Source organism: Pseudomonas vlassakiae (assembly GCF_014269035.2).
Taxonomy (GTDB): Bacteria; Pseudomonadota; Gammaproteobacteria; order Pseudomonadales; family Pseudomonadaceae; genus Aquipseudomonas; species Aquipseudomonas vlassakiae.
The window spans coordinates 52,372-74,239 of record NZ_JABWRP020000006.1 but is presented as its reverse complement, the minus strand read 5'-3'; the positions used below and the strand labels follow the sequence as shown (position 1 = coordinate 74,239).

The following is a 21,868-nucleotide window of genomic DNA, read 5'->3' as shown; positions in this document are numbered from 1 at the left end:
CAAGTCACTCGGAGGGCACGTATTCTACAACTTCCAGATCGAATCCGGATATCGCATTGAACTTCATCGGCGAACTCATCAGGCGCATCTTGCGCACGCCAAGGTCGCGCAGGATCTGCGAACCGGCACCGACGGTGCTGTAAGTAGTCGGCGCCTTGGTCGGTGCATCACCCGCACTTTCGCGGATGTGCGCCAGCAGCACGTCACCGTCCAGCGGGTGGCCCAGCAGCAGCACCACGCCGCTGCCCGCCTCGGCCACGGCGGCCATGGCCGCGCGCAGGCTCCAGCGGCCAGGCTGCTTGACCAGCAGCAGGTCGCGCAGTGGGTCCATGTTGTGCACGCGCACCAGGGTCGGCTCTTCGGCGCAGATGTTCCCCAGGGTCAGGGCCATGTGCACGTCGCCTTCCACCGAGTCACGGTAGGTGACCAGGTTGAACTCGCCCAGCTCGCTCTCGATCGGCTGCTCGGAGACGCGCTGCACGGTGCGTTCGTGGATCATGCGGTAATGGATCAGGTCGGCGATGGTGCCGATCTTCAGGCCGTGTTCAGCGGCGAACACTTCCAGTTCGGCGCGACGCGACATGGTGCCATCGTCGTTCATCACTTCGCAGATCACGCCGCTCGGCTCGAAGCCGGCCATGCGCGCCAGGTCGCAAGCCGCTTCGGTATGGCCGGCGCGGGCCAGGGTGCCACCTGGCTGGGCCATCAGCGGGAAGATGTGGCCTGGGCTGACGATGTCTTCGGCCTTGGCGTCCTTGGCAGCGGCCGCCTGCACGGTACGTGCGCGGTCAGCAGCGGAGATGCCGGTGGTGACGCCTTCGGCGGCTTCGATCGACACGGTGAACTTGGTGCCGAAGCCTGAACCGTTGCGCGGCGCCATCAGCGGCAGTTTCAGGGTTTCGCAGCGCTCGCGGGTCATCGGCATGCAGATCAGGCCGCGGGCGTGCTTGGCCATGAAGTTGATGTGCTCAGGCAGGCAGCACTCGGCCGCCATGATGATGTCGCCTTCGTTCTCGCGGTCTTCGTCATCCATGAGGATGACCATTTTGCCCTGGCGGATGTCTTCGACCAGTTCTTCGATGCTGTTGAGCGCCACTCGGCACCCCCTTCTCAATCAGGATTTCAAGAAGCCGTTGGCGGCCAGGAAGCTTTCGGTGATGCCACTGCCCTTGCTCGGTTCGGCAGCCTTGTCGCCCAGCAGCAGACGCTCCAGGTAACGGGCCAGCAAGTCGACCTCAAGGTTGACCCGACGCCCTGCTCGGTAGTCGGCCATGATGGTTTCGGACAGGGTGTGCGGGACAATGGTCAGCTCGAATTCGGCGCCATTGACCTCGTTGACCGTCAGGCTGGTGCCGTCGACGGTGATCGAACCCTTGTGGGCGATGTACTTGGCCAGCTCCCTGGGCGCACGCACCCGGAACTGGATGGCGCGGGCGCTATCGCTGCGCGAGATGATTTCGCCGACGCCGTCGACGTGGCCGCTGACCAGGTGGCCGCCCAGGCGGGTGGTCGGGGTCAGGGCTTTTTCCAGGTTGACCTTGCTGCCGCTCTTGAGGTCGATGAACGCGGTGCGCTTGAGGGTCTCGACACTGACGTCGGCCCAGAACCCGTTGCCCGGCAGTTCGACGGCGGTCAGGCACACGCCATTGACGGCGATGCTGTCGCCGAGCTTGACGTCACCCAGGTCGAGCTTGCCGGTTTCGACGTAGACGCGCACGTCACCGCCCTTGGGGGTCAGGCTGCGGATGGTGCCGATGGATTCGATGATGCCGGTGAACATGGGGACTTCCTCAGAAACGGGTCGCGCGGGGCAAGCCCGGCATTATACGCCGGGCGCCGGCAGAGGGATGGCCGTGACCCGCCAGTCATCGCCCACTGCGCGCATTTCGGTGATTTTCAGCCGTGGTGCCTGGCTCATCTTCTGCAGCGGCCAGTCCAGCAACGGCCGGGCCTGGGAACCGAGGAACGTGCCGGCGACGAACAGCTGGTATTCGTCGATCAGGCCCCGCTGGGCAAAGGCGCCGACCAGGCTGGCACCGGCCTCCAGGAGGATCTCATTGACGCCGCGGGCGGCCAGCGCCTGTAGCAGCGCCGGCAAGTCTACCTGGCCATTGTCGCCCGGCAGGCTGAGCAGCTCATGGCCGGCAGCGGCATAGCGCACGTCATCTGCGACGGCAGTGACCACCAGCGCCGGGCCGGCCTGGAAGAACGGCGCGTCCAGCGGCAAACGCAGCCGGCCGTCGACCAAAACGCGCAACGGCGTGCGGCTCAGTGCCAGGGCGGTGGTTTCGGCGTCCAGCCCCAGTTCGCTGCCCCGCACGGTCATCCGCGCGTTATCGGCCAGCACGCTGGCCGCACTGGTCAGCACCACGCTGGAACGGGCGCGCAGGCGCTGCACTGCCGAGCGGGCAGCCGGCCCGGTGATCCACTGGCTTTCGCCGCTGGCCATGGCGGTGCGGCCATCCAGGCTCATGGCCAGCTTGGCGCGGACGAATGGCAGGCCGTGTTCCATGCGTTTGAGGAAGCCAGGGTTGAGGGCGCGGGCTTCGGCTTCGAGCACGCCGCTGGCCACGATGATGCCGGCTTCTGCCAGGCGCCGCAGGCCTTGCCCTGCGACTTGCGGATTGGGGTCCTGCATGGCCGCGACCACCCGGGCTACGCCGGCCTTGACCAGCGCCTCGGCGCACGGCGGCGTGCGGCCATGGTGGCTGCACGGCTCCAGGGTCACGTAGGCGCAGGCGCCACGGGCCCGTTCGCCGGCCTGACGCAGGGCATGCACTTCGGCATGCGGCTCGCCGGCACGCACGTGCCAGCCTTCACCGACCACCTCGCCATCGCGGACGATCACGCAACCCACTCGCGGGTTGGGGTGGGTGGTGTACACACCCTTGCGCGCCAGCTCCAGCGCGCGGGCCATGTAATGGGCGTCGAGGATCGCGGTCTGGCTGGGCATGCTCACTCTTTAGCCGGCTCGCGGGCCAGGCGGTCGATTTCTTCGCGGAATTCGTCGAGGTCCTGGAAGCGCCGGTACACCGAGGCAAAGCGGATATAGGCCACTTCGTCGAGCTTGCGCAGCTCGGCCATGACCATTTCGCCTACCACCAGGGACTTGACCTCGCGCTCGCCGGTGGCGCGCAGGCGGCTCTTGATATGCGCCAGCGCCGCTTCCAGGCGCTCGATGCTGACCGGGCGCTTCTCCAGCGCTCGCTGCATGCCGGCACGCAGCTTCTCTTCATCGAAAGGCTGGCGCGTGCCGTCCTGCTTGATCAGCCGGGGCAGCACCAGCTCGGCGGTTTCGAAGGTGGTGAAGCGCTCGCCGCAGGCGACGCATTCGCGGCGGCGGCGCACCTGTTCGCCCTCGGCGACCAGACGCGAGTCGATGACCTTGGTGTCGTTGGCACCGCAAAAGGGACAGTGCATGGTGGCAGGCAACAAAAAAAGGGAGGGCCATGGTAGCGCATTGCACTGGCAAGACAAGCCAAAGGGGTTAACATCCATACAATTCTGCCCGTGAAGGACCCCACCCATGCATTTTCGTGCGCTCGTCGTGCTGTGCTGCGCTTCCCTGCTCGCCGCCTGCGGCAGTGACCGCCCCAAGCCTGAAGCAGCCCCCGCACCAGCAGCGGCCAAGGTGGCGAAAAACGCCGAACCGCTTGGGCCGCTGCCGGCCTATCAGCGTGAATTGAGCGGCACCTTGCTGGAAATCCCCGCCGGCGCCGACGTGGAGCTGGCGCTGCTGGTCATCGACGACCGCGACCGCCCGCAACAGCTGTTGGCCAGCAGCAACCTGACCGGCACCGGCCAGGCCCTGCCCTATCACCTGCGTTTCAACCCCGAGGCCTTCCCGGCCGGCGCCCGCGTCGAGCTGCGCGGCCGCGCCAGCAGTTCCGGCCAGTTGATCATGCATCTGTCCCCCGTGCGGATCCTCCAGGCCCAGACCCAGGCCACCGGCCCGCTGCGTTTCGAGAAGATGCCGTAAGTGGCGCCGCTTGCCCTGCAACAGGCCCTCAGCGGCCTGATCGGTGAAGCGCGGCTGGTCGTCAGCCATCTGCCTGAGTGTGCGCTGAAGCTGTGGCTGATCGATGATCAGAACATGGACCGCGCCTTCAGCAGCGAAGAAACCCGGCGCATCCTCGAAGAACCACCGTACTGGAGCTTCTGCTGGGCCAGCGGCCTGGCCATGGCCCGCTACCTGGCGGCGCACCCCGAGTGGGTCGCCGGCAAGCGCGTGCTGGACTTCGGTGCCGGCTCCGGCATTGCCGGGATCGCGGCAGCCCGGGCCGGGGCGCTGGAAGTGGTCGCTTGTGACCTTGACCCGCTGGCCTTGGAAGCCTGCCGTGCCAACGCCATGCTCAACCATGTCGAGCTGGGCTATAGCAGCGATTTCTTCGCCGAAGCCGACCGCTTCGACCTGATCCTGGTCGCCGACGTGCTCTATGACCGCGCCAACCTGCCGCTGCTCGATGCCTTCCTTGGCCGTGGCCGCCAGGCACTGGTGGCCGACTCACGTGTCCGTGATTTCAGTCACCCGCTGTACCAGCAGCTTGGCGTGCTGGAAGCCCTGACCCTGCCAGACCTGGCCGAACCGCACGAATTCCGCCGGGTCAGCCTGTACCACGCCAGCCGCGAGCCTTTATAGTGGTGCCATTCACGGATTTGCGAGAGTCGCGATGAGCCAGGACACCCCCTATATCTTCGATGCCACCGATGCCACCTTCCAGCAACTGGTGATCGAGAACTCCTTCCACAAGCCGGTGCTGGTGGACTTCTGGGCCGAGTGGTGCGCGCCATGCAAGGCGCTGATGCCGCTGCTGGCAAAGATCGCCGAGGGTTACCAGGGCGAACTGCTGCTGGCCAAGATCAACTGCGACGTCGAACAGCAGGTAGTCGCCCAATTCGGCATCCGCAGCCTGCCGACCGTGGTGCTGTTCAAGGATGGCCAGCCGGTTGACGGCTTTGCCGGTGCGCAGCCGGAGTCGGCGATCCGTGCCATGCTCGAGCCGCATGTGCAATTGCCGCCCGCCCCAACCGCTTCGCCGCTGGAGCAGGCCAAGGTACTGTTCAGCGAAAGCCGCTTCGCCGAGGCCGAGGCTGCGCTGAAGGCACTGCTGGGTGAAGACAACAGCAATGCTGAAGCGCTGATCTTCTATGCCCGTTGCCTGGCCGAACGTGGCGAACTGGGCGAGGCCCAAGTGGTGCTGGATGCGGTCAAGACCGACGAGCACAAGGCGGCACTGGCCGGCGCCAAGGCCCAGCTGACCTTCCTGCGCCAGGCCGCCAGCCTGCCGGAAGTTGCCGACCTGAAGAGCCGCCTGGCGCAGAACCCGCAGGATGATGAGGCGGCTTACCAGCTGAGCGTTCAGCAGCTGGCGCGTCAGCAGTATGAAGCGGCGCTGGACGGGTTGCTGAAGCTGTTCCAGCGCAATCGTGGCTATGAGAACGGGTTGCCGCAGAAGGCGATGCTGCAGGTGTTCGAACTGCTGGGCAGTGATCACCCGCTGGTAGGTGTTTACCGCCGCCGGCTGTCTTCGGCCATGTTCTGACCTGCCAATCTTTGCGAGGGCTTCGCCCTCGTTCGCGGGTAAACCCGCTCCTACAGGGATCGCGCAGCACTTGAGCGCTGTGCAGTAGCTGTGGAAGCGGGTTTACCCGCGAGGATGCCCGCATGGGTAACCTCACCCTACCCAGTGATACACCGGCGCATCCACGCCACTCTCTACCTTCACCTCACTGCTGTGCCGCAAGCGCACCAGCAGCCGCTTGCCCGCCACCGTACTGCCGGCCAGCCCTTCCAGCCGGTCGAGCAATTCCGGCCCGTTCATCCGCCCTGCCAGGCGCAACACCTCACGCGCCGCATTCCATTGCCCATCGTCCTGGCGCGTTGCCGCTGCCGTGGCTACCGGCTGAACCGCCGGCACCTCGATCTGCCGCCCCAACTGCGCCCACTCCTGCGGCTCCAGCTCGATGGTCAGGTCCACCGGCCAGTCACCAATCTGTCCACGAATTCTCACGATGCGTTCCTTGAGCTCAGGTCAATGCCGCCATGCTACCGCAACATGAAACCTGCGCCACTCAGGCTGGCGGCGCGAAGAAAAGTTGTTATAACATAACCGAATATTCCAGCCCGCCCCCGGAGTCGTCCATGCGTCGTCTGCTGCTCGCCCTGCCCTTCGCCCTGCTGCCCCTGGCCGTGGCCCATGCCCACGACGATCACGACCATGATCACGCCCACGGCACTCTCGCCGCCCACGAGCATGGCGTGGCCAAGCTCAATGCCGTGCTCGATGGCAACACCCTGGAGCTGGAGCTGGACAGCCCGGCAATGAACCTGGTCGGTTTCGAGCACATGGCGAGCAGCGATGCTGACAAGGCCAAGGTCGCCGCCGTGCGCCAGCAGCTCGAACAGCCGCTGAAGCTGTTCGCTCTGGCCTCGGCCGCCGGCTGCAAGGAAGACCAGCAAGAGCTGGAAAGCCCACTGTTCGGCGACGCAGCCAAAGCTGACGACGACGGTGACGAGCATGAGAAAGGCCACGTGCACAGCGACATCAATGCCCACTACCAACTGACCTGCGCCACCCCGGAAAAACTGGCCCAGATCGACCTTGCCCCGCTGTACAAGGCCTTCCCGGCCACCCAGAAGATCAACGTGCAACTGATCGGCCCGAACGGCCAGAAAGGCGTCGAGACTTCGCCCGCCAAGGCCGTGGTCGCATTCTGAAATGCGCCAGGCGTTGATTGATCTGCAAGGCCTGGTGTTCGCCTGGCCTGGCCAGGCGCCACTGCTGGATATCCCGGCATTCCGCCTGGAAGCCGGCGAAGCACTGTTCCTCAAAGGCCCCAGCGGCAGTGGCAAGACCACCCTGCTGGGCCTGCTCGGCGGGGTCAACCGGCCGGGACAGGGGCGCATCCAGTTGCTCGGGCAGGACCTCGCCGTGCTCGGCCAGGGCGCGCGTGACCGCTTCCGGGTCGACCACACCGGCTACATCTTCCAGCAGTTCAACCTGCTGCCGTTCCTCTCGGTGCGCGAGAATGTCGAGCTGCCCTGCCGCTTTTCGCGCAGCCGCGCCGAACGAGCCATTCAGCGCCACGGCAGCGTCGACCAGGCCGCCAGCGAGCTGCTCGCGCACCTGGGCCTGGGTGACCCGGCACTGCTCGCACGGCGTGCCGACAGCCTGTCGATCGGCCAGCAGCAGCGCGTTGCGGCTGCTCGCGCACTGATCGGCCAGCCGGAACTGGTGATCGCCGACGAGCCGACCTCGGCACTGGATGCCGACACCCGTGAGGCCTTCATCCGCCTGCTGTTCGACGAATGCCGCGCGGCCGGTTCCAGCCTGCTGTTCGTCAGCCATGACCAGAGCCTGGCACCGCTGTTCGACCGTCACCTGTCCCTGGCCGAACTCAACCGCGCCGCCAAGCCCCGGGAGGCCTGATGTACCTGCTCCGCCTTGCCCTGGCCAGCCTGGCCAACCGCCGCTTCACCGCCTTCCTCACCGCCTTCGCCATCGCCCTGTCGGTATGCCTGCTGCTGGCGGTCGAACGGGTGCGCACCGAAGCGCGCGCCAGCTTCGCCAGCACCATCAGCGGCACCGACCTGATCGTCGGTGCCCGCTCGGGGTCGGTGAACCTGCTGCTGTACTCGGTGTTCCGCATCGGCAACGCCACCAACAACATCCGCTGGGACAGCTTCCAGCACTACGCCCAGGACCCACGGGTCAAGTGGGCAATCCCTATCTCGCTGGGTGATTCGCACCGTGGCTATCGGGTGATGGGTACCACCACCGATTACTTCAGCCATTACCAGTACGGCCGCAAGCAGCACCTGGAGCTGAGCCAGGGCCGTGAATTCGCCAGCGACCCGTTCGAAGTGGTACTCGGCGCGGAAGTGGCCGACGCGCTGCACTACAAGCTCGGTGACAAGCTGGTATTGGCGCACGGTGTCGCCGCGATCAGCCTGGTCAAGCATGACGACAAGCCGTTCACCGTGGTCGGCGTGCTCAAGCGCACCGGCACGCCGGTCGACCGCACCCTGCACATCAGCCTCGGCGGCATGGAGGCCATCCACATCGACTGGCACAACGGCGTGCCGGCTCGTGGTGCCGGGCGTATCAGTGCCGAACAGGCGCGAACCATGGACCTGCAGCCAGCAGCCATCACCGCCTTCATGCTCGGGCTCAACAACAAGATCGCCACCTTCAGCCTGCAGCGCGAGATCAACGAGTACCGCAGCGAACCGTTGCTGGCGATCCTGCCCGGGGTGGCCTTGCAGGAGCTGTGGAGCCTGATGGGCACTGCCGAGCAGGCGTTGTTCGTGGTCTCGTTGTTCGTGGTGCTGACCGGCCTGATCGGCATGCTCACGGCGATTCTCACCAGCCTCAACGAACGCCGCCGGGAAATGGCGATCCTGCGCTCGGTGGGCGCACGGCCGTGGCATATCGCCGGGCTGCTGGTGCTCGAAGCGCTGGCGCTGGCGGTGACGGGTATCGCGGCGGGGCTTGGGTTGCTGTATGCGGGCATCGCGCTGGCCCAGGGCTACGTCCAGGCCAACTACGGCCTGTACCTGCCACTCGCCTTGCCCAGCGCACATGAATGGACGCTGCTGGCTATCATACTTGGCGCAGCGCTGCTGATGGGCAGCGTGCCGGCCTGGCGCGCCTATCGGCAGTCGCTGGCCGATGGCCTGTCCATTCATCTGTGAGAGGCATCATGCTCCGCGTACTGCTGTTATCGATCCTGTTCCTCGCCGCCCCTGTGTGGGCGGACGAGGTGCGCGAACTGGACTGGCCTGCGCTGATCCCCGAAGGCGCACCCGTCATCCCGCCACAACTGGCACCGCTGCACGACATGTCGCAGCTGAGCAATGCGCTATCAGCCGAATCGGCCCCGCCGGCACGCCAGCAGGCGCCCGACGCCCCGGTGGTGAAAAGCCTCGATGGCCAGCAGGTGAAGATCCCGGGCTACATCGTCCCGCTGGAGGTGAGTGAAGAAGGCCGCACCACGGAATTCTTGCTGGTGCCTTACTACGGCGCCTGCATCCATGTGCCTCCCCCACCGTCGAACCAGATCGTGCACATTTTCAGCGAAATGGGTGTGCGCGTGGAGGACCTCTATCAGCCCTACTGGATCGAGGGAAAGATGCAGGTTAGAGCCTCCAGCAGCGAATTGGCCGACGCCGGATACCAGATGGAAGCGGAGAAAATATACGCTTATGTTCTCAAGTGAGAACTGTGTCGGATTCATGACGACGCTTCTTTGAGCTGGGTCAAACATTCCGTTTAGCCAGCTCCGTACCATTGGACTACTCGATTACTCACGTCCTTTGGGAGCTTCCATGAACAAGTCCTTGCTCGGCGCCTCGCTTGTGGCCCTTGCGCTCGCCGCCCCTGTTGCCCACGCCCACCAGGCGGGTGATGTCATCGTCCGCGCCGGTGCCATCACCACCGCACCGAACGAGAGCAGCGGCGACCTGAAATTCGACGGCAACAAGGTGTCGGGCACCAAGGCGACCCTGGACAGTGACACCCAGCTGGGCCTGACTTTCGCCTACATGCTCACCGACCACATCGGCCTGGAGCTGCTGGCCGCCACCCCGTTCAAGCACAGCGTAGGCGTCAAGGGCCTGGGCGGTGGGCTGGACGGTAAACTGGCCGACATCAAGCAGCTGCCACCGACCCTGTCCGTGCAGTACTACCCGATGGAGCCTAACTCCAAGTTCCAGCCCTATGCCGGCGTCGGCATCAACTACACCCTGTTCTTCGACGAAGACCTGACCAGTGAACGCAAGCAGCAGGGCTTCAGCAACCTCAAGCTGCAGGATTCGGTCGGTATCGCCGGCCAGTTGGGCATGGACTACATGATCACCGACAACCTGCTGGTGAACGCCTCGGTCTGGTACGTCGACATCGACACCAAAGCCAGCGTCAACGGCCCAACCGCATTGGGCTACAGCAAGACCAAGGTCGACGTCGATGTCGACCCATGGGTGTACATGGTCGGCCTTGGCTACAAATTCTGACCTGAACACGGCAGGGCGGCTTCGGTCGCCCTTCTTCGTTGCCCCCACGCCCAGTACCCCAGCGCCAGCGCACTGATCACCATCCCCAGCCCGCATACCGCCGTCCAGCCCCAGCGCGCATACACCCAGCTCGCCAGCACCGCCCCTGAACCGCTGCCGACCGAGTAGCAACACATGTAAGCGCCGATCAAGCGGCTGGCCATCGCGCCACGCCCCGCCAGCAACAGGCTCTGGTTGGTGACATGCACCGCCTGCACGGCGAAATCCAGCATCAGCACACCCAGCACGAACGCCGTCAGCGATTGCCCGAGAAAGGCTGTCGGCAGCCATGACAGCGTCAACAAGGCCAGCGCCAGGCCAGTGGTGCGCTCGCCCTGCCCTAGATCAGCCAGCCGCCCGGCCCTCGACGCTGCCAGGGTGCCGGCGATACCTGCCAGGCCGAAGAGGCCGATCTCGGTATGGCTGAGCGCCCTGGGTGGTGCACTCAGGGGCAGCACCATGGCACTCCACAGCACACTGAAGGCAGCGAAGATCAACAAACCGAACAAGCCGCGCCGACGCAGCAAGCTGTCGTGCCGGTACAAGGTGAACAACGAACCGAGCACTTGCCGGTAGCCTGGCCGTTGCCCGGGTACCCGGCTGGCTGGCAGGCAGCGCCAGAGGACCACGGCCATCAGCGTGAGCACAGCTGCTGCCACGAAGTACACGTTGCGCCATCCGGCCAGGTCGGCGAGTGCGCCGGAAACCAGACGCGCGAGCAGAATGCCCAGCACCACCCCGCTGGTGACCGTGCCCACCACTTGCCCCTGACTGGCCGGGGTGGCCAGGGTGGCGGCGTGGGCGACCATCACTTGCACCATGACGGCCATAAGCCCGACCAAGGCCAGAGCAGCCAGCAGAATCAGCCATTGCTGCGCCAGGCTGACACCGATCAGGGCCAGGGCTGCAACCAGCAGCTGCCCCAGCAGCAGGCGCTTGCGTTCGACAAGGTCGCCAAGGGGCACGATCAGGATCAGCCCAAGGGCATAACCCACCTGCGTTGCGCCGACCACCCAACCGATCTGCTGCTGCGCCACACCCAGATCACTGGCTATCGAATCGAGCAAAGGTTGGGCGAAATAGACCGTGGCCACGGCCATGGCACAGGTGGCGGCAAGCAACAGGGTTATCCAGCGATTCATCAGGCTGACTCCTTCATGCCTGGTTTCAAATTGAAACCACATGATGGATATTTAGCAAATGTGGTTTTAATCTGCAACCAGATAAACAACGCAGGTGCCGCCATGCTCGATGAAGTGAACGCTCAATGCCCCGTGGCCCGGGCGCTGGAAGTGCTGGGTGACCGCTGGGCGCTGATGATCCTGCGCGATGCCTTCGATGGCCTTCGCCGTTTCAGCGAGTTCCAGAAGAACCTGGGGCTGGCGAAGAACATCCTGGCGTCACGGCTGAAATGGCTGGTGGAGAGTGGGCTGTTGGCTTTGCAGCCGGCGTCGGATGGCAGTGCCTACAAGGAATATGTGCTGACCGAGAAAGGGCGCTCGGTGTTTCCGATCGTGGTGGGGTTGCGCCAGTGGGGGGAGCGCTTTCTGTTCGAGCCGGGGGAAGCGCGGTCTGAACTGGTGGACAGTGCCAAGGGGCGGCCAGTCGGGATTCTGCAGGTGCGAGCAGAAGATGGCCGGCTGCTCACGGCGGAGGATTGCCTACGCAAGGTTGTCCGGCATACGTAGGCTGGGGCCGCTCTGCGGCCCCGGCTCTCTCAGGCCTTGCCGAGCAGCTTGGCCAAGCCCTGGACCATCGGGGTCGGCTGCGGGAAGTCGAAGCGCGCCAGCAAACGCTGGTTGTCCGCCCGGGAATGGCGAATGTCACCCGAACGCGCCTGGCCGTAGCTGATCGCCGGCAAGCTGCCCACCACCTGCTCCAGCGCCTTGAGCATCTGGTTCAGCGAAGTCGCCTGGTTCAGGCCGACATTCACCGCGCCCTCTTCCACCTGCGGCTGCTCCAGCGCCTGCACCATCACCTGCACCAGGTCGCCGACGTAGAGGAAGTCACGGGTCTGCTCGCCATCACCGAACACAGTGATCGGCAAGCCTTGGGCCGCCCGCTCGCTGAAGATGCTGATCACCCCGGAATACGGCGAGGAAGGGTCCTGGCGCGGGCCGAAGATGTTGAAGAAGCGGAAAATCACCGGTTCCAGGCCATGCTGGCGGCGGTAGAAATCCAGGTACTGCTCGCTGGCCAGCTTGTCCACGGCATAGGGCGTCAGCGGCGCCTTGGGCGTGTCCTCGGCAATCGACTCGCCTTCGCCATTGTTGCCATATACCGCTGCGCTCGATGCAAAAAGCACGCGGCGCACGCCATGCACGCGCATGGCCTCGGCGACGTTGAGCGTGCCGATGAAGTTGCTCTGGTGGGTCTTCACCGGATCTTCGACCGAGGCCTGCACCGACGCCACCGCGGCCAGGTGAACCACGGCCCGGCAACCGGCGGCGGCACGCTGAACCAGCGCGGCGTCTGCCACATCACCTTCGATCAGCTCGAGGCGCGGGTTGCCCAGTTGCAGGTTTTCGCGCTTGCCGGTGGAAAGGTCGTCGAGAATACGTACGGCATAGCCCTTGGCCAGCAACGCATCGCACAGGTGGGAGCCAATGAAGCCGGCACCGCCGGTGATCAGGATGGGGGCATCAGCCATGGCGGTAGAATCGATCCAATAGTGGCGGCAAGCCAGCGCGCCAGGCACGCGGCTTGATGCCGAAGGTGTGAAGAATTTTCTTGCAGGCCAGTACCGCGTGCTGCGGCTCCTCGCTGGCATCCGGCCGTGCGGCATGAGCCTGCGCGGTCGGGGCCTGCACGGCCAGCTGACGGTACTGCCCGGCCTCGCTGAGAATCGCCTGGCCCAGTGCCAGCGGCGTGGTCGCCTCGTTGCCGGCGTAGTGGTAGGTGCCCCACAGCGGCGCGCTGCAATCGAGCTGCTTGAGCACCGACAGGATCACCCGCGCGGCGTCGTCGACCGGTGTCGGGTTGCCGCGGCGGTCATCGGCCAGCAGCAGTTCCTGGGGTTGCTCGGCGCGGGTCAGGAAGCGGCCCAAGGCACCGTCAATGCTTTCGTCCAGCAACCAGCCGAAGCGCAGCAGCACATGCTGCGGGCACGCCGCACGCACGCTCTGCTCGATACGCCACAAGGCCTGGCCCCGCTGGCCCAGGGGGACCGGTTCGTCCTTTTCGCTGTAGGCCGTGGCCCGCGAACCGTCGAACACCCGGTAGCTGGAAGGCTGCACCAGGGTGATCTGGTGGTGCTGGCACAACTCCGCCAGCCGCTCTACCGCCCGCTCCTGCTGGGCCAGGCGCTGGTCGCTGACCGACTCGGCCTGGAACCAGTCGAAGTAATAGGCCAGGTTGACCAAGGCATCGGGGCGATGATCGTCAAGCAGCTGAGTGAGGCTGGCTGGCGCCCAGCCGCTCTCCGGCGGGCGCGGTGCCAGGAATGCGATGTCCTCCTCGGCCCCGAGACGAATCAGCGCTTGCCCAAGGGCATTGCCACCACCCAACAGCATCAGGCGCATACGCATAGAGTCAGCAGATCCGAACAGGTTGATAGAAGGAAAGGAGTCATTTTGCGGTTTCCGGGCGGGGAAGTCCAACCCCAGGGTGCGCTGCTACTAATGCGCCTCGGAGCCACCACCTCGCAGGAAAGTTCCTACACCTTCGAGTGGCCAGGTCCTGCATCCAACATCAAAAAAAGTTGCCTAAATAGCTTCCGTATCTTCGAAAGTTTCACCGAATCCCTGCAGACAAGGACATAACAATGACAGGGAGCTATAGCGAAGCATTAAACGATGTTGCTCATTTCAGCTTGCATTCTCGGGACACCATTCTTGATCACAGGAGTTCTGGTTCGGCTGTTTGCATATGCACCACACACGGAGCCTCTGGTGCTTCAATCAGACCCACTCGTCATTCGCGGACAAGGCTGGATAACCAAGTATGGAAATCGAAACTTCAACTTTGTTGATCCTTGCCGCCACTGCATTGCTGGCAGGCTTCTTCGACGCCATCGCAGGCGGCGGTGGTTTACTCACGCTTCCGGCGTTATTCATTGCTGGAGTCGATCCGCTGGCAGCAATGGCTACCAACAAGTTCCAGGCCTCCTCGGCCAGTTCTTCAGCAGTCTGGGCGTTCGCCCGCAAGCGAATGATCCAATGGCGAACAGACTGGCCAATAGCTTTGCTGTCATTCGCAGGTGGTGCGGCAGGGGCCTTGTCGATCAGCTTGCTCGACAGAGCGGTCCTGGAAGCAACTGCACCGTTCTTGCTGATAGCAGTCGCTGCCTACTTTGCACTCAGCCCCAAGCTTGAAGATCAGGACCGCAAGCGGCGGCTGTCGTATTTCTACTTTACGCTCGTGGTTGCTCCAGGCATTGGGTTCTATGACGGGATCTTTGGCCCGGGTACCGGTTCATTCTTCATGGTCGCCTTCACACTGCTGCTGGGGCAGCCTCTCATGCAGGCAATCTGCAGCAGCAAACTGCTCAATGCATCTTGCAACCTTGGAGCGTTGTCGGTGTTTGCCTTCGGTGGGGCCATCATATGGCCTTTGGCGCTGGCCATGGCAGCCTGCGCCATCCTCGGCGCTTAACTCGGCGCTCGTTGCGCCCTCTACTTCGGGCCGCAACTGATCAAACCACTGCTGATCACAGTGTGTTGCCTGATGGCAGTGAAGTTGTTGCTGGGTGATGGTCATCCGGTAGCTGAATGGCTGCGCACTTACACAGCGCTGCGCTAGATGTTTCACTCAATCTCAAACAAGCTGTTACGCAACGGCCCCACACTCAACCGCTCACGCACATCGTCATCGATCCGTGGATCATCCGGCTGGTACAACCTCACCTGCCGATAGGCATTGATGCGGTTGATCTCCTCCCCCAGATACTCCCACACCACCCGGGTGCAGGCCGGGTTGCGCCGGTCGCCGCTGGAGACCCCGGCCTTCAGGCCGTTCAGGCGGGTGATGCGGCTCTTGAAGCTGGGGATGAGGATGGTCTGGCTCATCTCGTTGAAGGTCAAGGATTCGTAGTCGACCAGGAACATTCGGTCCTGCAACTGGAACGCCGCCCCCAGGTAGCGGCAACGCACCTCGGCATGGGGGTCGGTGGCACTGGAGCGCTCCTGGCGTTCCTGGCGCTCGAACAGATAGCGGCCACGCTCCTCCCACAGGTGCACCAACGAGACCAGGATGGTGCCCGGGACGGACATGCAGTTGGAGTATTCCAGGTAGTAGCCGCAATAACGCGACAGGTTACCCGCGTGATCGTGCAGCGGGCGGAACAGTTCGCTGATCGGGTCACCGCTCTGCTCGGCCGGTGTCGCCGCACGCGCACCGATCAGGCGGCTGAACTGCTCAGGCGGCAAGTTCAGCTCGTAATCTTCAACGCCGAAGAAATCACCGATGCGCTTGAGGTTGTAAGCCGTCGGACGGCTCTGCCCGCTCAGGTACTTGTTGAATTGCGCGCGGTTTATCGAAAGCTGGCGGCAAACTTCGGAGATAGAGCGGTAATGGCTGCAGGCCAGTTTGAGGTTGGTAGCGAAATGATCGCTCATGCTTAGAGGCTCGGGTGACGCGATTGACGCCAGTGTAGCATCAAGTCGCACCAAATTAGAGCAACCCGCGAAATTGTAACCACCTTTGTCATGGCCAACCATGCGCGCCAACGAATAGCGATACGCCTGCCGTCCGCTGTTCATTCCATGCGAAGAATAAGAATCGAGGTCATTTTCCAATGCTCGAAGCACTTAACGATTTCCTTTCGGGAAAACTCCTCATCGTGCTGATCGTCGGTCTCGGCGGTTACTTCACCATCCGTTCGCGGTTCGTCCAGTTCCGCCACTTCGGCCACATGTTTGCTGTATTCAAGGAATCGCTGCGTGGCCAGGCAGGCCAGCTGAGCTCCTTCCAGGCCCTGATGCTGAGCCTCGCCGGCCGCGTTGGCGCCGGTAACATCGCCGGTGTCGGTATCGCCGTGACCCTGGGTGGCCCAGGCGCGGTGTTCTGGATGTGGGTCACTGCCCTGGTCGGCATGGCCAGCAGTTTCTTCGAATGCACCCTGGCCCAGGTCTACAAGCGCGCTGACGGCGACGGCTTGTACCGTGGCGGCCCGGCCTACTACATCCAGCACGGCCTGAAGCTCAAGAGCATGGCCATCGTGTTCTCGATCCTGCTGCTGGTCACCTATGGCTTCGCCTTCATCGGCCTGCAGTCGTACACCGTGACCCACTCGCTGCAGAATGCCTTCGCCTTCGACCCCAAGCACACCGGCATCGTCCTTGCCGTGCTGCTGGCCATCACCTTCATCGGTGGCATCAAGCGCATTGCCGCAGTGTCCGACCTGCTGGTACCGGTCAAGACCCTGGCCTACATCGGCGTGACCCTGTACGTGATCGGCACCCAGATCGAACACGTGCCGGCCATGCTGGAAACCATCTTCAAGAGCGCATTCGGCCTCGACCCGGCGTTCGGTGGCCTGCTCGGCAGCGCCATCGTCATGGGCGTCAAGCGTGGCGTGTTCGCCAACGAAGCGGGCCTGGGCAGTGCGCCAAACGTGGCTGCCGTGGCGGCCGTGAAACACCCGGGCGCCCAGGGCGTGGTCCAGGCGTTCAGCGTGTTCCTCGACACCTTTGTGATCTGCACCTGCACCGCGCTGCTGATCCTGCTGTCGGGCTTCTACACCCCGGGCTTCGAAGGTGACGGCATCGTCCTGACCCAGAACTCGCTGGCCGCCGTGGTCGGTGACTGGGGCCGCCTGTTCGTCAGCGTGGCACTGTCGCTGTTCGTGTTCACCTGCATCCTCTACAACTACTACCTGGGTGAAAACAGCCTGCAGTTCCTCAGCCGCAACCGCGTAGTGCTGCTGGTATTCCGCGCCCTGGTGCTGGCGCTGGTGGTATGGGGTTCGATGCAGGACCTGTCGACCGTATTCGCCTTCGCCGACATCACCATGACCTGCCTGGCCTTCGTCAACCTGGTGGCCCTGGCGCTGCTGTTCAAAGTCGGCCTGCGGGTAATGCGCGACTACGACGAACAGCGCAAGGCTGGTATCCAGCAGCCGGTGTTCGATTCGTCGAAATTCGCCGACCTGGATTTGGACCGTAACGCCTGGCCTGCCAATCCGCAGGCGGAAACCGCCACTGACGCGGCCGCTGGCCAAGTTCAGACGCAGCGCTGATATCCTCCCCTGCCTGGCCGCCCCGTCCGTGGGCGGCTGCTTCACCTCCGCTCACCGCTACGGATGCTTTCCATGCGTGCTGTCAAGAATCTTCTCGTGCTCTACACCGGTGGCACCATCGGCATGCTCGAAACCGCCGAGGGCCTGGCGCCGGCTGGCGGCTTCGACGCGCGGATGCGCGAACACCTGGCCCAGTTGACCGACGCACCCCAGGTGCAATGGACACTGCAGGAAATGAACCCGCTGCTCGATAGCGCCAACATGCAGCAGCACAACTGGCTGGCGATGCGCGATGCCATCGTCGCGGCGGTGGACGCCGGCCATGACGGCGTGCTGCTGCTGCACGGTACCGACAGCCTGGCCTATAGCGCCGCAGCGCTGTCGTTCCTGTTGCTGGGCCTGCCGGTGCCGGTACTGCTGACCGGCTCGATGCTGCCGGCTGGCGCGCCGGGCAGCGATGCCTGGGGCAACCTGTGCGGGGCCTTGCGCTTGCTCGAACAGGGCCTGGAGGCTGGCGTGCAGCTGTACTTCCATGGCCAGCTGCTGCATGGCTGCCGGGCTTCGAAGCTGCGCAGCGAGGCCTTCGACGCCTTCGCTGCACTGCCGCGCCACCGTGAAGGCGAGCGTGCCGCCGAATTGCCTGCCGCCCTGAGCTATCGCCAGCAGCGTCAGCCAGTCAACCTGGCAGTGATGCCGGTGTATCCGGGCTTGCAAGCCGGGCATCTGAAGGGCTTGCTCGACAGCGGCGTGCAGGGGTTGCTGCTGGAATGCTATGGCAGTGGCACCGGCCCGTCGGATGATCAGGCGCTGCTGGCAGTGCTGCGTGCAGCGCGCCAGCGGGGTGTGCTGCTGGCTGCCATCAGCCAGTGCCCCGAAGGTTCGGTCGTGTTCGATACCTATGCGGCAGGCAACCGCCTGCGCGCGGCTGGACTGGTCAGTGCTGGCGGCATGACCCGCGAAGCGGCGCTGGGCAAGATGTTTGCGCTGCTGGGTGCTGGGCTGGATGTAGACGCGGTGGAGCAATGGTTCGCACTGGACCTTTGCGGCGAGCGGGCCTGAAACCGGAAAATGGCGGAAGGCAGCGGGAGTCGAACCTGCCCGGGAACGGCTGCCGTCCCCAACCGGGTTTGAAGCCCGGCCGCGCCACCGGGCGCGATTGCCTTCCTTGAACTCAGTGCCTGGCCTGCTGTTGGGCCAGCGCGCTGTCGGCGCGGATGTAGCGCTGGTCGGCCACCCGACGGGTCAGGCCGATACGGTCGAAGTATTCGAGAATCTGCACACTGCGCTTGCGACCGATGCCCAACATATCGCGAAACGCAGCAACCTGCACTACTGGCGTGTCGTTGGCCTGCCGCAGCAGCAGCTCTGCCATGCGCCTTAGCGTTACCTCAGGATAGAACAGGTCGCGCACCACCTGATGTACCAGGCCCAGCCGGGCCAGCTTGCGCAGCAACAGGCGCACATCCGCCTCCGCGCACTGTTCTTCGGTGGCCAGCGTCCGGACCCAAGGTGGGTCATATTCCCCTGCGAGCAACTTCGGCTGCAGCCGCTCCCATAGCGCGCTGTCGACGGCGCTCAACTGCACCTTGTGATCAGGCAGATGCAGCCAGGGACCGCTGCTGGCGATCATTTCGTCATTGAGCAGCTCATCGAGCAAGCTGACAAACGCCGGGCGCTCAAGCGGCAAGGCAGCGAAGCGGCGCAGGCGGTCGCGGTCCGGGCCGAGCTGGTCAGGCTCCTGCTCATGGAAGCGGGCCAGCTGCTCCAGCACCTGCTGCCTCAGTGCTTGCCATTGGCCTTGGGCAAACAGCAGCGGGCCTTGGCGCGTGGCTACCACCAACACGTCATTGGGCAACAGCCAGGTATCGCGCTGGCGATTGAACTGGCGCTCCAGGCGCTGCGGGTCAAGGCCACCGAGCGCACTGGCGAGCAAGGCCGGCAGGGCCTCCTCCAGGCCATCGGCATCACGCAGCACCTGCAGTTGGCTCAGGCGTTGTTCACTACGGCGCTGCCGACTGGGCGCGAACGGGTCGAGCACCTTGCCGCCGCCCAGGGTGCGCTGGGCACGCTGGTCGCGCAGCACCAGGCGGTCTCCATGTACCGCCTGCAACGGTGCGTTGAGCAGCAGCTGGGCAAACATGCGCTGGCCGGCAGCCAGGGTTTCACCTTCGAGCAAAGCCACCCGTGCCGTCACATCCTGAGTACCAAGGTGCACATGTACCGCGCTGAAATGCTCGAACAGGCGGGTTTCACCGGGAAGCAGGCAAAGTTCGATATCGACTCGCACGCTGGGCGCATGCAGCCATTCCGGCACCAGCCAGTCGCCTCGGTGCACGTGCTCTACCGCGAGGCGCTCGGCGCTAATGTTCAACGCCACCCGCTGGCCGGCCTCGGCCACCAACGCCACCTGGTTCTGCGCGTGCAAGCCACGCACCCGTACCGGCTTGCCGGCCTTGCCCAGCAGTAATGTGTCGCCGGCACTGACACGCCCGGCCAGTGCCGTGCCAGTCACCACCACCCCGGCACCGGTCACGGCGAAGGCGCGATCGACCGCCAGGCGAAAGCCCCCGCGTGCGCTGCGCTGCCGCACCCGCACCTCGGCCTCCAGCAAGGCCCGACGCAACACCTCGATACCCTGCCCGGTGATGCTCGACACGGGGAACTGCCGTGCCTTGGCATAAGGCCCCGCTGCCAGCAACTCCCTGACCTGCGCCTGCACTTCTGCCAAACGGGCGGGCTCGACCCGGTCACATTTGCTGATCACCACCAGCGCCTGGGGAATCCCCAGCAGCTCGATGATCGCCAGGTGCTCACGGGTCTGTGGCATCACCCCATCGTCGGCGGCCACCACCAGCAGCACCAGGTCGATGCCATGGGCGCCGGCCAGCATGTTGTGGATGAACCGCTCATGGCCCGGCACATCGATGAAGCCGGTCAAGGCCGCCCCTTCGGCCAGCGCCGCGTAGCGGTAGCCGAGGTCGATGGTCATGCCACGCGCGCGCTCTTCCTGGCGCTGGTCCCCGGCCTGGCCGGTGAGGGCCTGAAGCAGCGCGGTCTTGCCGTGGTCGATGTGGCCGGCGGTGCCGACGATCATTGCACGGGCCCAAGTTGCAGGGCCGGCAACTGCGCCAGCCATTGGGCTTCATCGTCGAGCTGGCGCAGGTCGAGCCACAGGGCGTCGCCAGCGATGCGCCCAAGCACCGGCACCGGCAGGTCGCGCAAGGCACGCTCCAGCACATGCAGGCTGCGCCCGCGCAGCTTCTTCGACACCAGTGGGCGCAGGCACAGCGCTGCACTGGGCAGCCGCGCCACTGGCTGGCTGCCGCTGCCGATCATGCCCAGCGCCGGCTCGACACCGACTTGCCATTGCTCACCAAGGTGCGCCTTGAGCTCGGGAGCCAGTCGTTCGGCCTGGGCCTGGATCTCGGCCTGGCCGCGGGTCAGCAGGCGCAGGCTCGGCAAGCGTTCGGCCAGGCGGTCGGGGTTGCGGTATAGCGCCAGCACCGCCTCGAGTGCGGCGAGGGTGATCTTGTCGACCCGCAGTGCGCGCTTGAGCGGGTTCTTCTTGATCCTGGCGATCAAGGCTTTGCGACCGACGATGATCCCGGCCTGGGGGCCGCCCAGCAGCTTGTCGCCACTGAACGTGACGATATCGGCGCCATCAGCCAAGGCCTGGCGCACCGTCGGTTCGGCGGGCAGGCCCCAGCGCGTGAGGTCAAGCAGGCTGCCGCTACCGAGGTCTTCGAGCAGTGGCAAGTCATGCTGGTGAGCGATATGCGCCAGGTCGGCAGTCGGTACCTGATGGGTGAAACCCTGAATGCTGTAGTTGCTGCAGTGCACGCGCATCAGCAGGCCGGTACGCGGGCCGATGGCGGCTTCATAGTCGCGGGCGTGGGTGCGGTTGGTGGTGCCGACTTCGTGAAGCTTCACCCCGGCTCTTGCCATGATGTCGGGAATGCGGAAGGCACCGCCAATCTCGATCAGTTCGCCACGGCTGATGATGCCTTCCTTGCGCGCACCCAGGCTGTTGAGCGCCAGCAGCACGGCAGCGGCATTGTTGTTGACTACGGTGACGGCCTCGGCGCCGGTCAGTTCGCGGATCAGGCCTTCGATCAGGTCATCACGGTCGCCGCGCTTGCCGGTGGCCAGGTCGAACTCCAGGTTGAGGGGATAGCGGGCGGCGGTCTGCATGGCCTCGATGGCCTCCTCGGGCAGCAGCGCGCGACCCAGGTTGGTGTGCAGCACGGTGCCGGTGAGGTTGAATACGCGGCGGACCTGGCTGCGTTGCTGGATCGAAAGGCGTTCGCCAGCACGCCCGAGGAGGATTTCAGCGGCCAGTTCGGCGGCGTCGAGTTGGCCGTGACGGGCGGGATCGCGCAGGTCATCGAGCAATTGGCGCAGGGTGGCCAGCACGATGTCGCGGCCGTGGCGGTCGATCAGTACAAGGCAGGCCGGGTGGCGCAGAAGGTTGTCGATGGAGGGCAAGCGTGGGGTGTCGCTGGCTAGGCTGGAGGACATGCAGTACTACCTTGGACTGATCCGTTGTCTTTGATGGCCCTTTCGCGGGTAAACCCGATCCCACAGGTCCCGCGCCAGCCTTCAGGTTTGCGCGGCACCTTGTGGGAGCGGGTTTACCCGCG

22 protein-coding genes, 1 tRNA gene and 1 pseudogene are annotated in these 21,868 nt (G+C 64.6%); 12 read left to right on the top strand and 12 right to left on the bottom strand.

From position 1 onward, the window contains the following. Positions 1-4: 4 nt before the first annotated feature. From ribBA to nrdR, 4 genes are read right to left on the bottom strand one after another with little or no spacing between them, the layout of a single operon-like run. Positions 5-1,096 (bottom strand): bifunctional 3,4-dihydroxy-2-butanone-4-phosphate synthase/GTP cyclohydrolase II, encoded by a 1,092-nt coding sequence (gene ribBA, locus HU738_RS09960; RefSeq protein ID WP_054886550.1) that lies wholly within the window; start codon positions 1,094-1,096, stop codon positions 5-7. Between the two features lie 18 nt (positions 1,097-1,114). Further along, a complete protein-coding gene (locus HU738_RS09955) occupies positions 1,115-1,780 on the bottom strand; it encodes a riboflavin synthase (RefSeq protein WP_176507029.1) in 666 nt (221 codons plus the stop codon). A 42-nt stretch (positions 1,781-1,822) separates the two neighbouring features. After that, positions 1,823-2,953 carry a bifunctional diaminohydroxyphosphoribosylaminopyrimidine deaminase/5-amino-6-(5-phosphoribosylamino)uracil reductase RibD gene (gene ribD, locus HU738_RS09950; protein WP_176507028.1) on the bottom strand — a complete coding sequence of 377 codons (1,131 nt, stop codon included), beginning with the start codon at positions 2,951-2,953 and terminating at the stop codon, positions 1,823-1,825. Between the two features lie 2 nt (positions 2,954-2,955). Next, complete coding sequence (nrdR, locus tag HU738_RS09945; RefSeq protein WP_054886565.1) at positions 2,956-3,420, bottom strand: transcriptional regulator NrdR; 465 nt, start codon at positions 3,418-3,420, stop codon at positions 2,956-2,958. 106 nt (positions 3,421-3,526) lie between these two features. On the opposite strand from nrdR, the gene HU738_RS09940 reads away from it, so the two are divergent. From HU738_RS09940 to trxA, 3 genes are read left to right on the top strand one after another with little or no spacing between them, the layout of a single operon-like run. Next, a complete protein-coding gene (locus tag HU738_RS09940) occupies positions 3,527-3,979 on the top strand; it encodes a YbaY family lipoprotein (RefSeq protein ID WP_186603362.1) in 453 nt (150 codons plus the stop codon). Continuing rightward, positions 3,980-4,639, top strand: coding sequence for a class I SAM-dependent methyltransferase (locus tag HU738_RS09935; RefSeq protein ID WP_186603360.1), 660 nt, complete (start codon positions 3,980-3,982; stop codon positions 4,637-4,639). It begins immediately after the preceding gene. A 31-nt stretch (positions 4,640-4,670) separates the two neighbouring features. Beyond that, the gene (gene trxA, locus HU738_RS09930) at positions 4,671-5,543 is read left to right on the top strand and encodes a thioredoxin (RefSeq protein WP_176507023.1); all 873 of its coding nucleotides are present in this window, start codon (positions 4,671-4,673) and stop codon (positions 5,541-5,543) included. A 132-nt stretch (positions 5,544-5,675) separates the two neighbouring features. Here the strand turns inward: trxA and HU738_RS09925 are convergent, their stop codons facing one another. Continuing rightward, positions 5,676-6,011, bottom strand: coding sequence for a hypothetical protein (locus HU738_RS09925; RefSeq protein WP_186603359.1), 336 nt, complete (start codon positions 6,009-6,011; stop codon positions 5,676-5,678). Positions 6,012-6,142: 131 nt separating this feature from the next. On the opposite strand from HU738_RS09925, the gene HU738_RS09920 reads away from it, so the two are divergent. From HU738_RS09920 to HU738_RS09900, 5 genes are all read left to right on the top strand, one after another. Continuing rightward, positions 6,143-6,718, top strand: a complete 576-nt coding sequence (locus HU738_RS09920; RefSeq protein ID WP_186603358.1) for a DUF2796 domain-containing protein — start codon at positions 6,143-6,145, stop codon at positions 6,716-6,718. Between the two features lies 1 nt (position 6,719). Further along, positions 6,720-7,430 carry an ABC transporter ATP-binding protein gene (locus HU738_RS09915; protein ID WP_176507018.1) on the top strand — a complete coding sequence of 237 codons (711 nt, stop codon included), beginning with the start codon at positions 6,720-6,722 and terminating at the stop codon, positions 7,428-7,430. Further along, positions 7,430-8,695, top strand: coding sequence for an ABC transporter permease (locus tag HU738_RS09910; protein WP_186603357.1), 1,266 nt, complete (start codon positions 7,430-7,432; stop codon positions 8,693-8,695). Before HU738_RS09915 ends, HU738_RS09910 begins: the two co-directional genes overlap by 1 nt. 8 nt (positions 8,696-8,703) lie before the next feature. Further along, positions 8,704-9,219 (top strand): DUF3299 domain-containing protein, encoded by a 516-nt coding sequence (locus tag HU738_RS09905; RefSeq protein ID WP_186603356.1) that lies wholly within the window; start codon positions 8,704-8,706, stop codon positions 9,217-9,219. Between the two features lie 109 nt (positions 9,220-9,328). Beyond that, positions 9,329-10,012, top strand: a complete 684-nt coding sequence (locus HU738_RS09900) for an OmpW/AlkL family protein (RefSeq protein ID WP_054886541.1) — start codon at positions 9,329-9,331, stop codon at positions 10,010-10,012. Here the strand turns inward: HU738_RS09900 and HU738_RS09895 are convergent. Then, positions 10,000-11,193, bottom strand: a complete 1,194-nt coding sequence (locus tag HU738_RS09895) for an MFS transporter (protein WP_186603355.1) — start codon at positions 11,191-11,193, stop codon at positions 10,000-10,002. The two genes, HU738_RS09900 and HU738_RS09895, sit on opposite strands and share 13 nt — an antisense overlap. A gap of 102 nt (positions 11,194-11,295) precedes the next feature. On the opposite strand from HU738_RS09895, the gene HU738_RS09890 reads away from it, so the two are divergent. After that, complete coding sequence (locus HU738_RS09890; protein ID WP_186603354.1) at positions 11,296-11,739, top strand: winged helix-turn-helix transcriptional regulator; 444 nt, start codon at positions 11,296-11,298, stop codon at positions 11,737-11,739. Positions 11,740-11,768: 29 nt separating this feature from the next. Here HU738_RS09890 and HU738_RS09885 read toward each other — a convergent pair whose 3' ends face one another. After that, a complete protein-coding gene (locus HU738_RS09885; protein ID WP_176507011.1) occupies positions 11,769-12,701 on the bottom strand; it encodes an NAD-dependent epimerase/dehydratase family protein in 933 nt (310 codons plus the stop codon). After that, the gene (locus HU738_RS09880; RefSeq protein ID WP_176507009.1) at positions 12,694-13,578 is read right to left on the bottom strand and encodes a sugar nucleotide-binding protein; all 885 of its coding nucleotides are present in this window, start codon (positions 13,576-13,578) and stop codon (positions 12,694-12,696) included. The genes HU738_RS09885 and HU738_RS09880 overlap by 8 nt, the downstream gene beginning before the upstream one ends. Before the next feature lie 415 nt (positions 13,579-13,993). Between HU738_RS09880 and HU738_RS09875 the strand changes: the two are divergent. After that, positions 13,994-14,791 (top strand): annotated as a pseudogene (locus HU738_RS09875) (TSUP family transporter). Positions 14,792-14,796: 5 nt separating this feature from the next. Here HU738_RS09875 and HU738_RS09870 read toward each other — a convergent pair. Next, the gene (locus HU738_RS09870) at positions 14,797-15,606 is read right to left on the bottom strand and encodes a helix-turn-helix domain-containing protein (RefSeq protein ID WP_176507006.1); all 810 of its coding nucleotides are present in this window, start codon (positions 15,604-15,606) and stop codon (positions 14,797-14,799) included. Positions 15,607-15,785: 179 nt separating this feature from the next. On the opposite strand from HU738_RS09870, the gene HU738_RS09865 reads away from it, so the two are divergent. After that, on the top strand, positions 15,786-17,228 hold the full coding sequence (locus tag HU738_RS09865) for an alanine/glycine:cation symporter family protein (RefSeq protein WP_176507004.1): 1,443 nt from the start codon (positions 15,786-15,788) through the stop codon (positions 17,226-17,228). Positions 17,229-17,300: 72 nt separating this feature from the next. Then, the gene (locus HU738_RS09860; protein ID WP_176507002.1) at positions 17,301-18,287 is read left to right on the top strand and encodes an asparaginase; all 987 of its coding nucleotides are present in this window, start codon (positions 17,301-17,303) and stop codon (positions 18,285-18,287) included. A gap of 10 nt (positions 18,288-18,297) precedes the next feature. On the opposite strand, the gene HU738_RS09855 is transcribed toward HU738_RS09860, so the two are convergent. From HU738_RS09855 to selA, 3 genes are all read right to left on the bottom strand, one after another. Continuing rightward, positions 18,298-18,393: transfer RNA gene (locus HU738_RS09855), tRNA-Sec, on the bottom strand. Between the two features lie 6 nt (positions 18,394-18,399). Next, positions 18,400-20,322, bottom strand: coding sequence for a selenocysteine-specific translation elongation factor (gene selB / locus HU738_RS09850; protein ID WP_186603352.1), 1,923 nt, complete (start codon positions 20,320-20,322; stop codon positions 18,400-18,402). Continuing rightward, positions 20,319-21,746, bottom strand: a complete 1,428-nt coding sequence (gene selA, locus HU738_RS09845; protein ID WP_186603351.1) for an L-seryl-tRNA(Sec) selenium transferase — start codon at positions 21,744-21,746, stop codon at positions 20,319-20,321. Before selA ends, selB begins: the two co-directional genes overlap by 4 nt. Positions 21,747-21,868: the final 122 nt, after the last annotated feature.

Excerpts from the sequence above, each read along its gene's own strand:
- HU738_RS09955 (WP_176507029.1), bottom strand. The coding sequence starts at position 1,780 with ATGTTCACCGGCATCATCGAATCCATCGGCACCATCCGCAGCCTGACC.
- HU738_RS09890 (WP_186603354.1), top strand. The coding sequence starts at position 11,296 with ATGCTCGATGAAGTGAACGCTCAATGCCCCGTGGCCCGGGCGCTGGAA.
- selB (WP_186603352.1), bottom strand. The coding sequence starts at position 20,322 with ATGATCGTCGGCACCGCCGGCCACATCGACCACGGCAAGACCGCGCTG.
- HU738_RS09940 (WP_186603362.1), top strand. The coding sequence starts at position 3,527 with ATGCATTTTCGTGCGCTCGTCGTGCTGTGCTGCGCTTCCCTGCTCGCC.
- HU738_RS09885 (WP_176507011.1), bottom strand. The coding sequence starts at position 12,701 with ATGGCTGATGCCCCCATCCTGATCACCGGCGGTGCCGGCTTCATTGGC.
- HU738_RS09905 (WP_186603356.1), top strand. The coding sequence starts at position 8,704 with ATGCTCCGCGTACTGCTGTTATCGATCCTGTTCCTCGCCGCCCCTGTG.
- HU738_RS09895 (WP_186603355.1), bottom strand. The coding sequence starts at position 11,193 with ATGAATCGCTGGATAACCCTGTTGCTTGCCGCCACCTGTGCCATGGCC.
- HU738_RS09870 (WP_176507006.1), bottom strand. The coding sequence starts at position 15,606 with ATGAGCGATCATTTCGCTACCAACCTCAAACTGGCCTGCAGCCATTAC.
- HU738_RS09860 (WP_176507002.1), top strand. The coding sequence starts at position 17,301 with ATGCGTGCTGTCAAGAATCTTCTCGTGCTCTACACCGGTGGCACCATC.
- ribD (WP_176507028.1), bottom strand. The coding sequence starts at position 2,953 with ATGCCCAGCCAGACCGCGATCCTCGACGCCCATTACATGGCCCGCGCG.
- HU738_RS09900 (WP_054886541.1), top strand. The coding sequence starts at position 9,329 with ATGAACAAGTCCTTGCTCGGCGCCTCGCTTGTGGCCCTTGCGCTCGCC.
- HU738_RS09865 (WP_176507004.1), top strand. The coding sequence starts at position 15,786 with ATGCTCGAAGCACTTAACGATTTCCTTTCGGGAAAACTCCTCATCGTG.
- trxA (WP_176507023.1), top strand. The coding sequence starts at position 4,671 with ATGAGCCAGGACACCCCCTATATCTTCGATGCCACCGATGCCACCTTC.
- HU738_RS09920 (WP_186603358.1), top strand. The coding sequence starts at position 6,143 with ATGCGTCGTCTGCTGCTCGCCCTGCCCTTCGCCCTGCTGCCCCTGGCC.
- HU738_RS09910 (WP_186603357.1), top strand. The coding sequence starts at position 7,430 with ATGTACCTGCTCCGCCTTGCCCTGGCCAGCCTGGCCAACCGCCGCTTC.
- nrdR (WP_054886565.1), bottom strand. The coding sequence starts at position 3,420 with ATGCACTGTCCCTTTTGCGGTGCCAACGACACCAAGGTCATCGACTCG.
- HU738_RS09915 (WP_176507018.1), top strand. The coding sequence starts at position 6,720 with ATGCGCCAGGCGTTGATTGATCTGCAAGGCCTGGTGTTCGCCTGGCCT.
- selA (WP_186603351.1), bottom strand. The coding sequence starts at position 21,746 with ATGTCCTCCAGCCTAGCCAGCGACACCCCACGCTTGCCCTCCATCGAC.
- HU738_RS09880 (WP_176507009.1), bottom strand. The coding sequence starts at position 13,578 with ATGCGTATGCGCCTGATGCTGTTGGGTGGTGGCAATGCCCTTGGGCAA.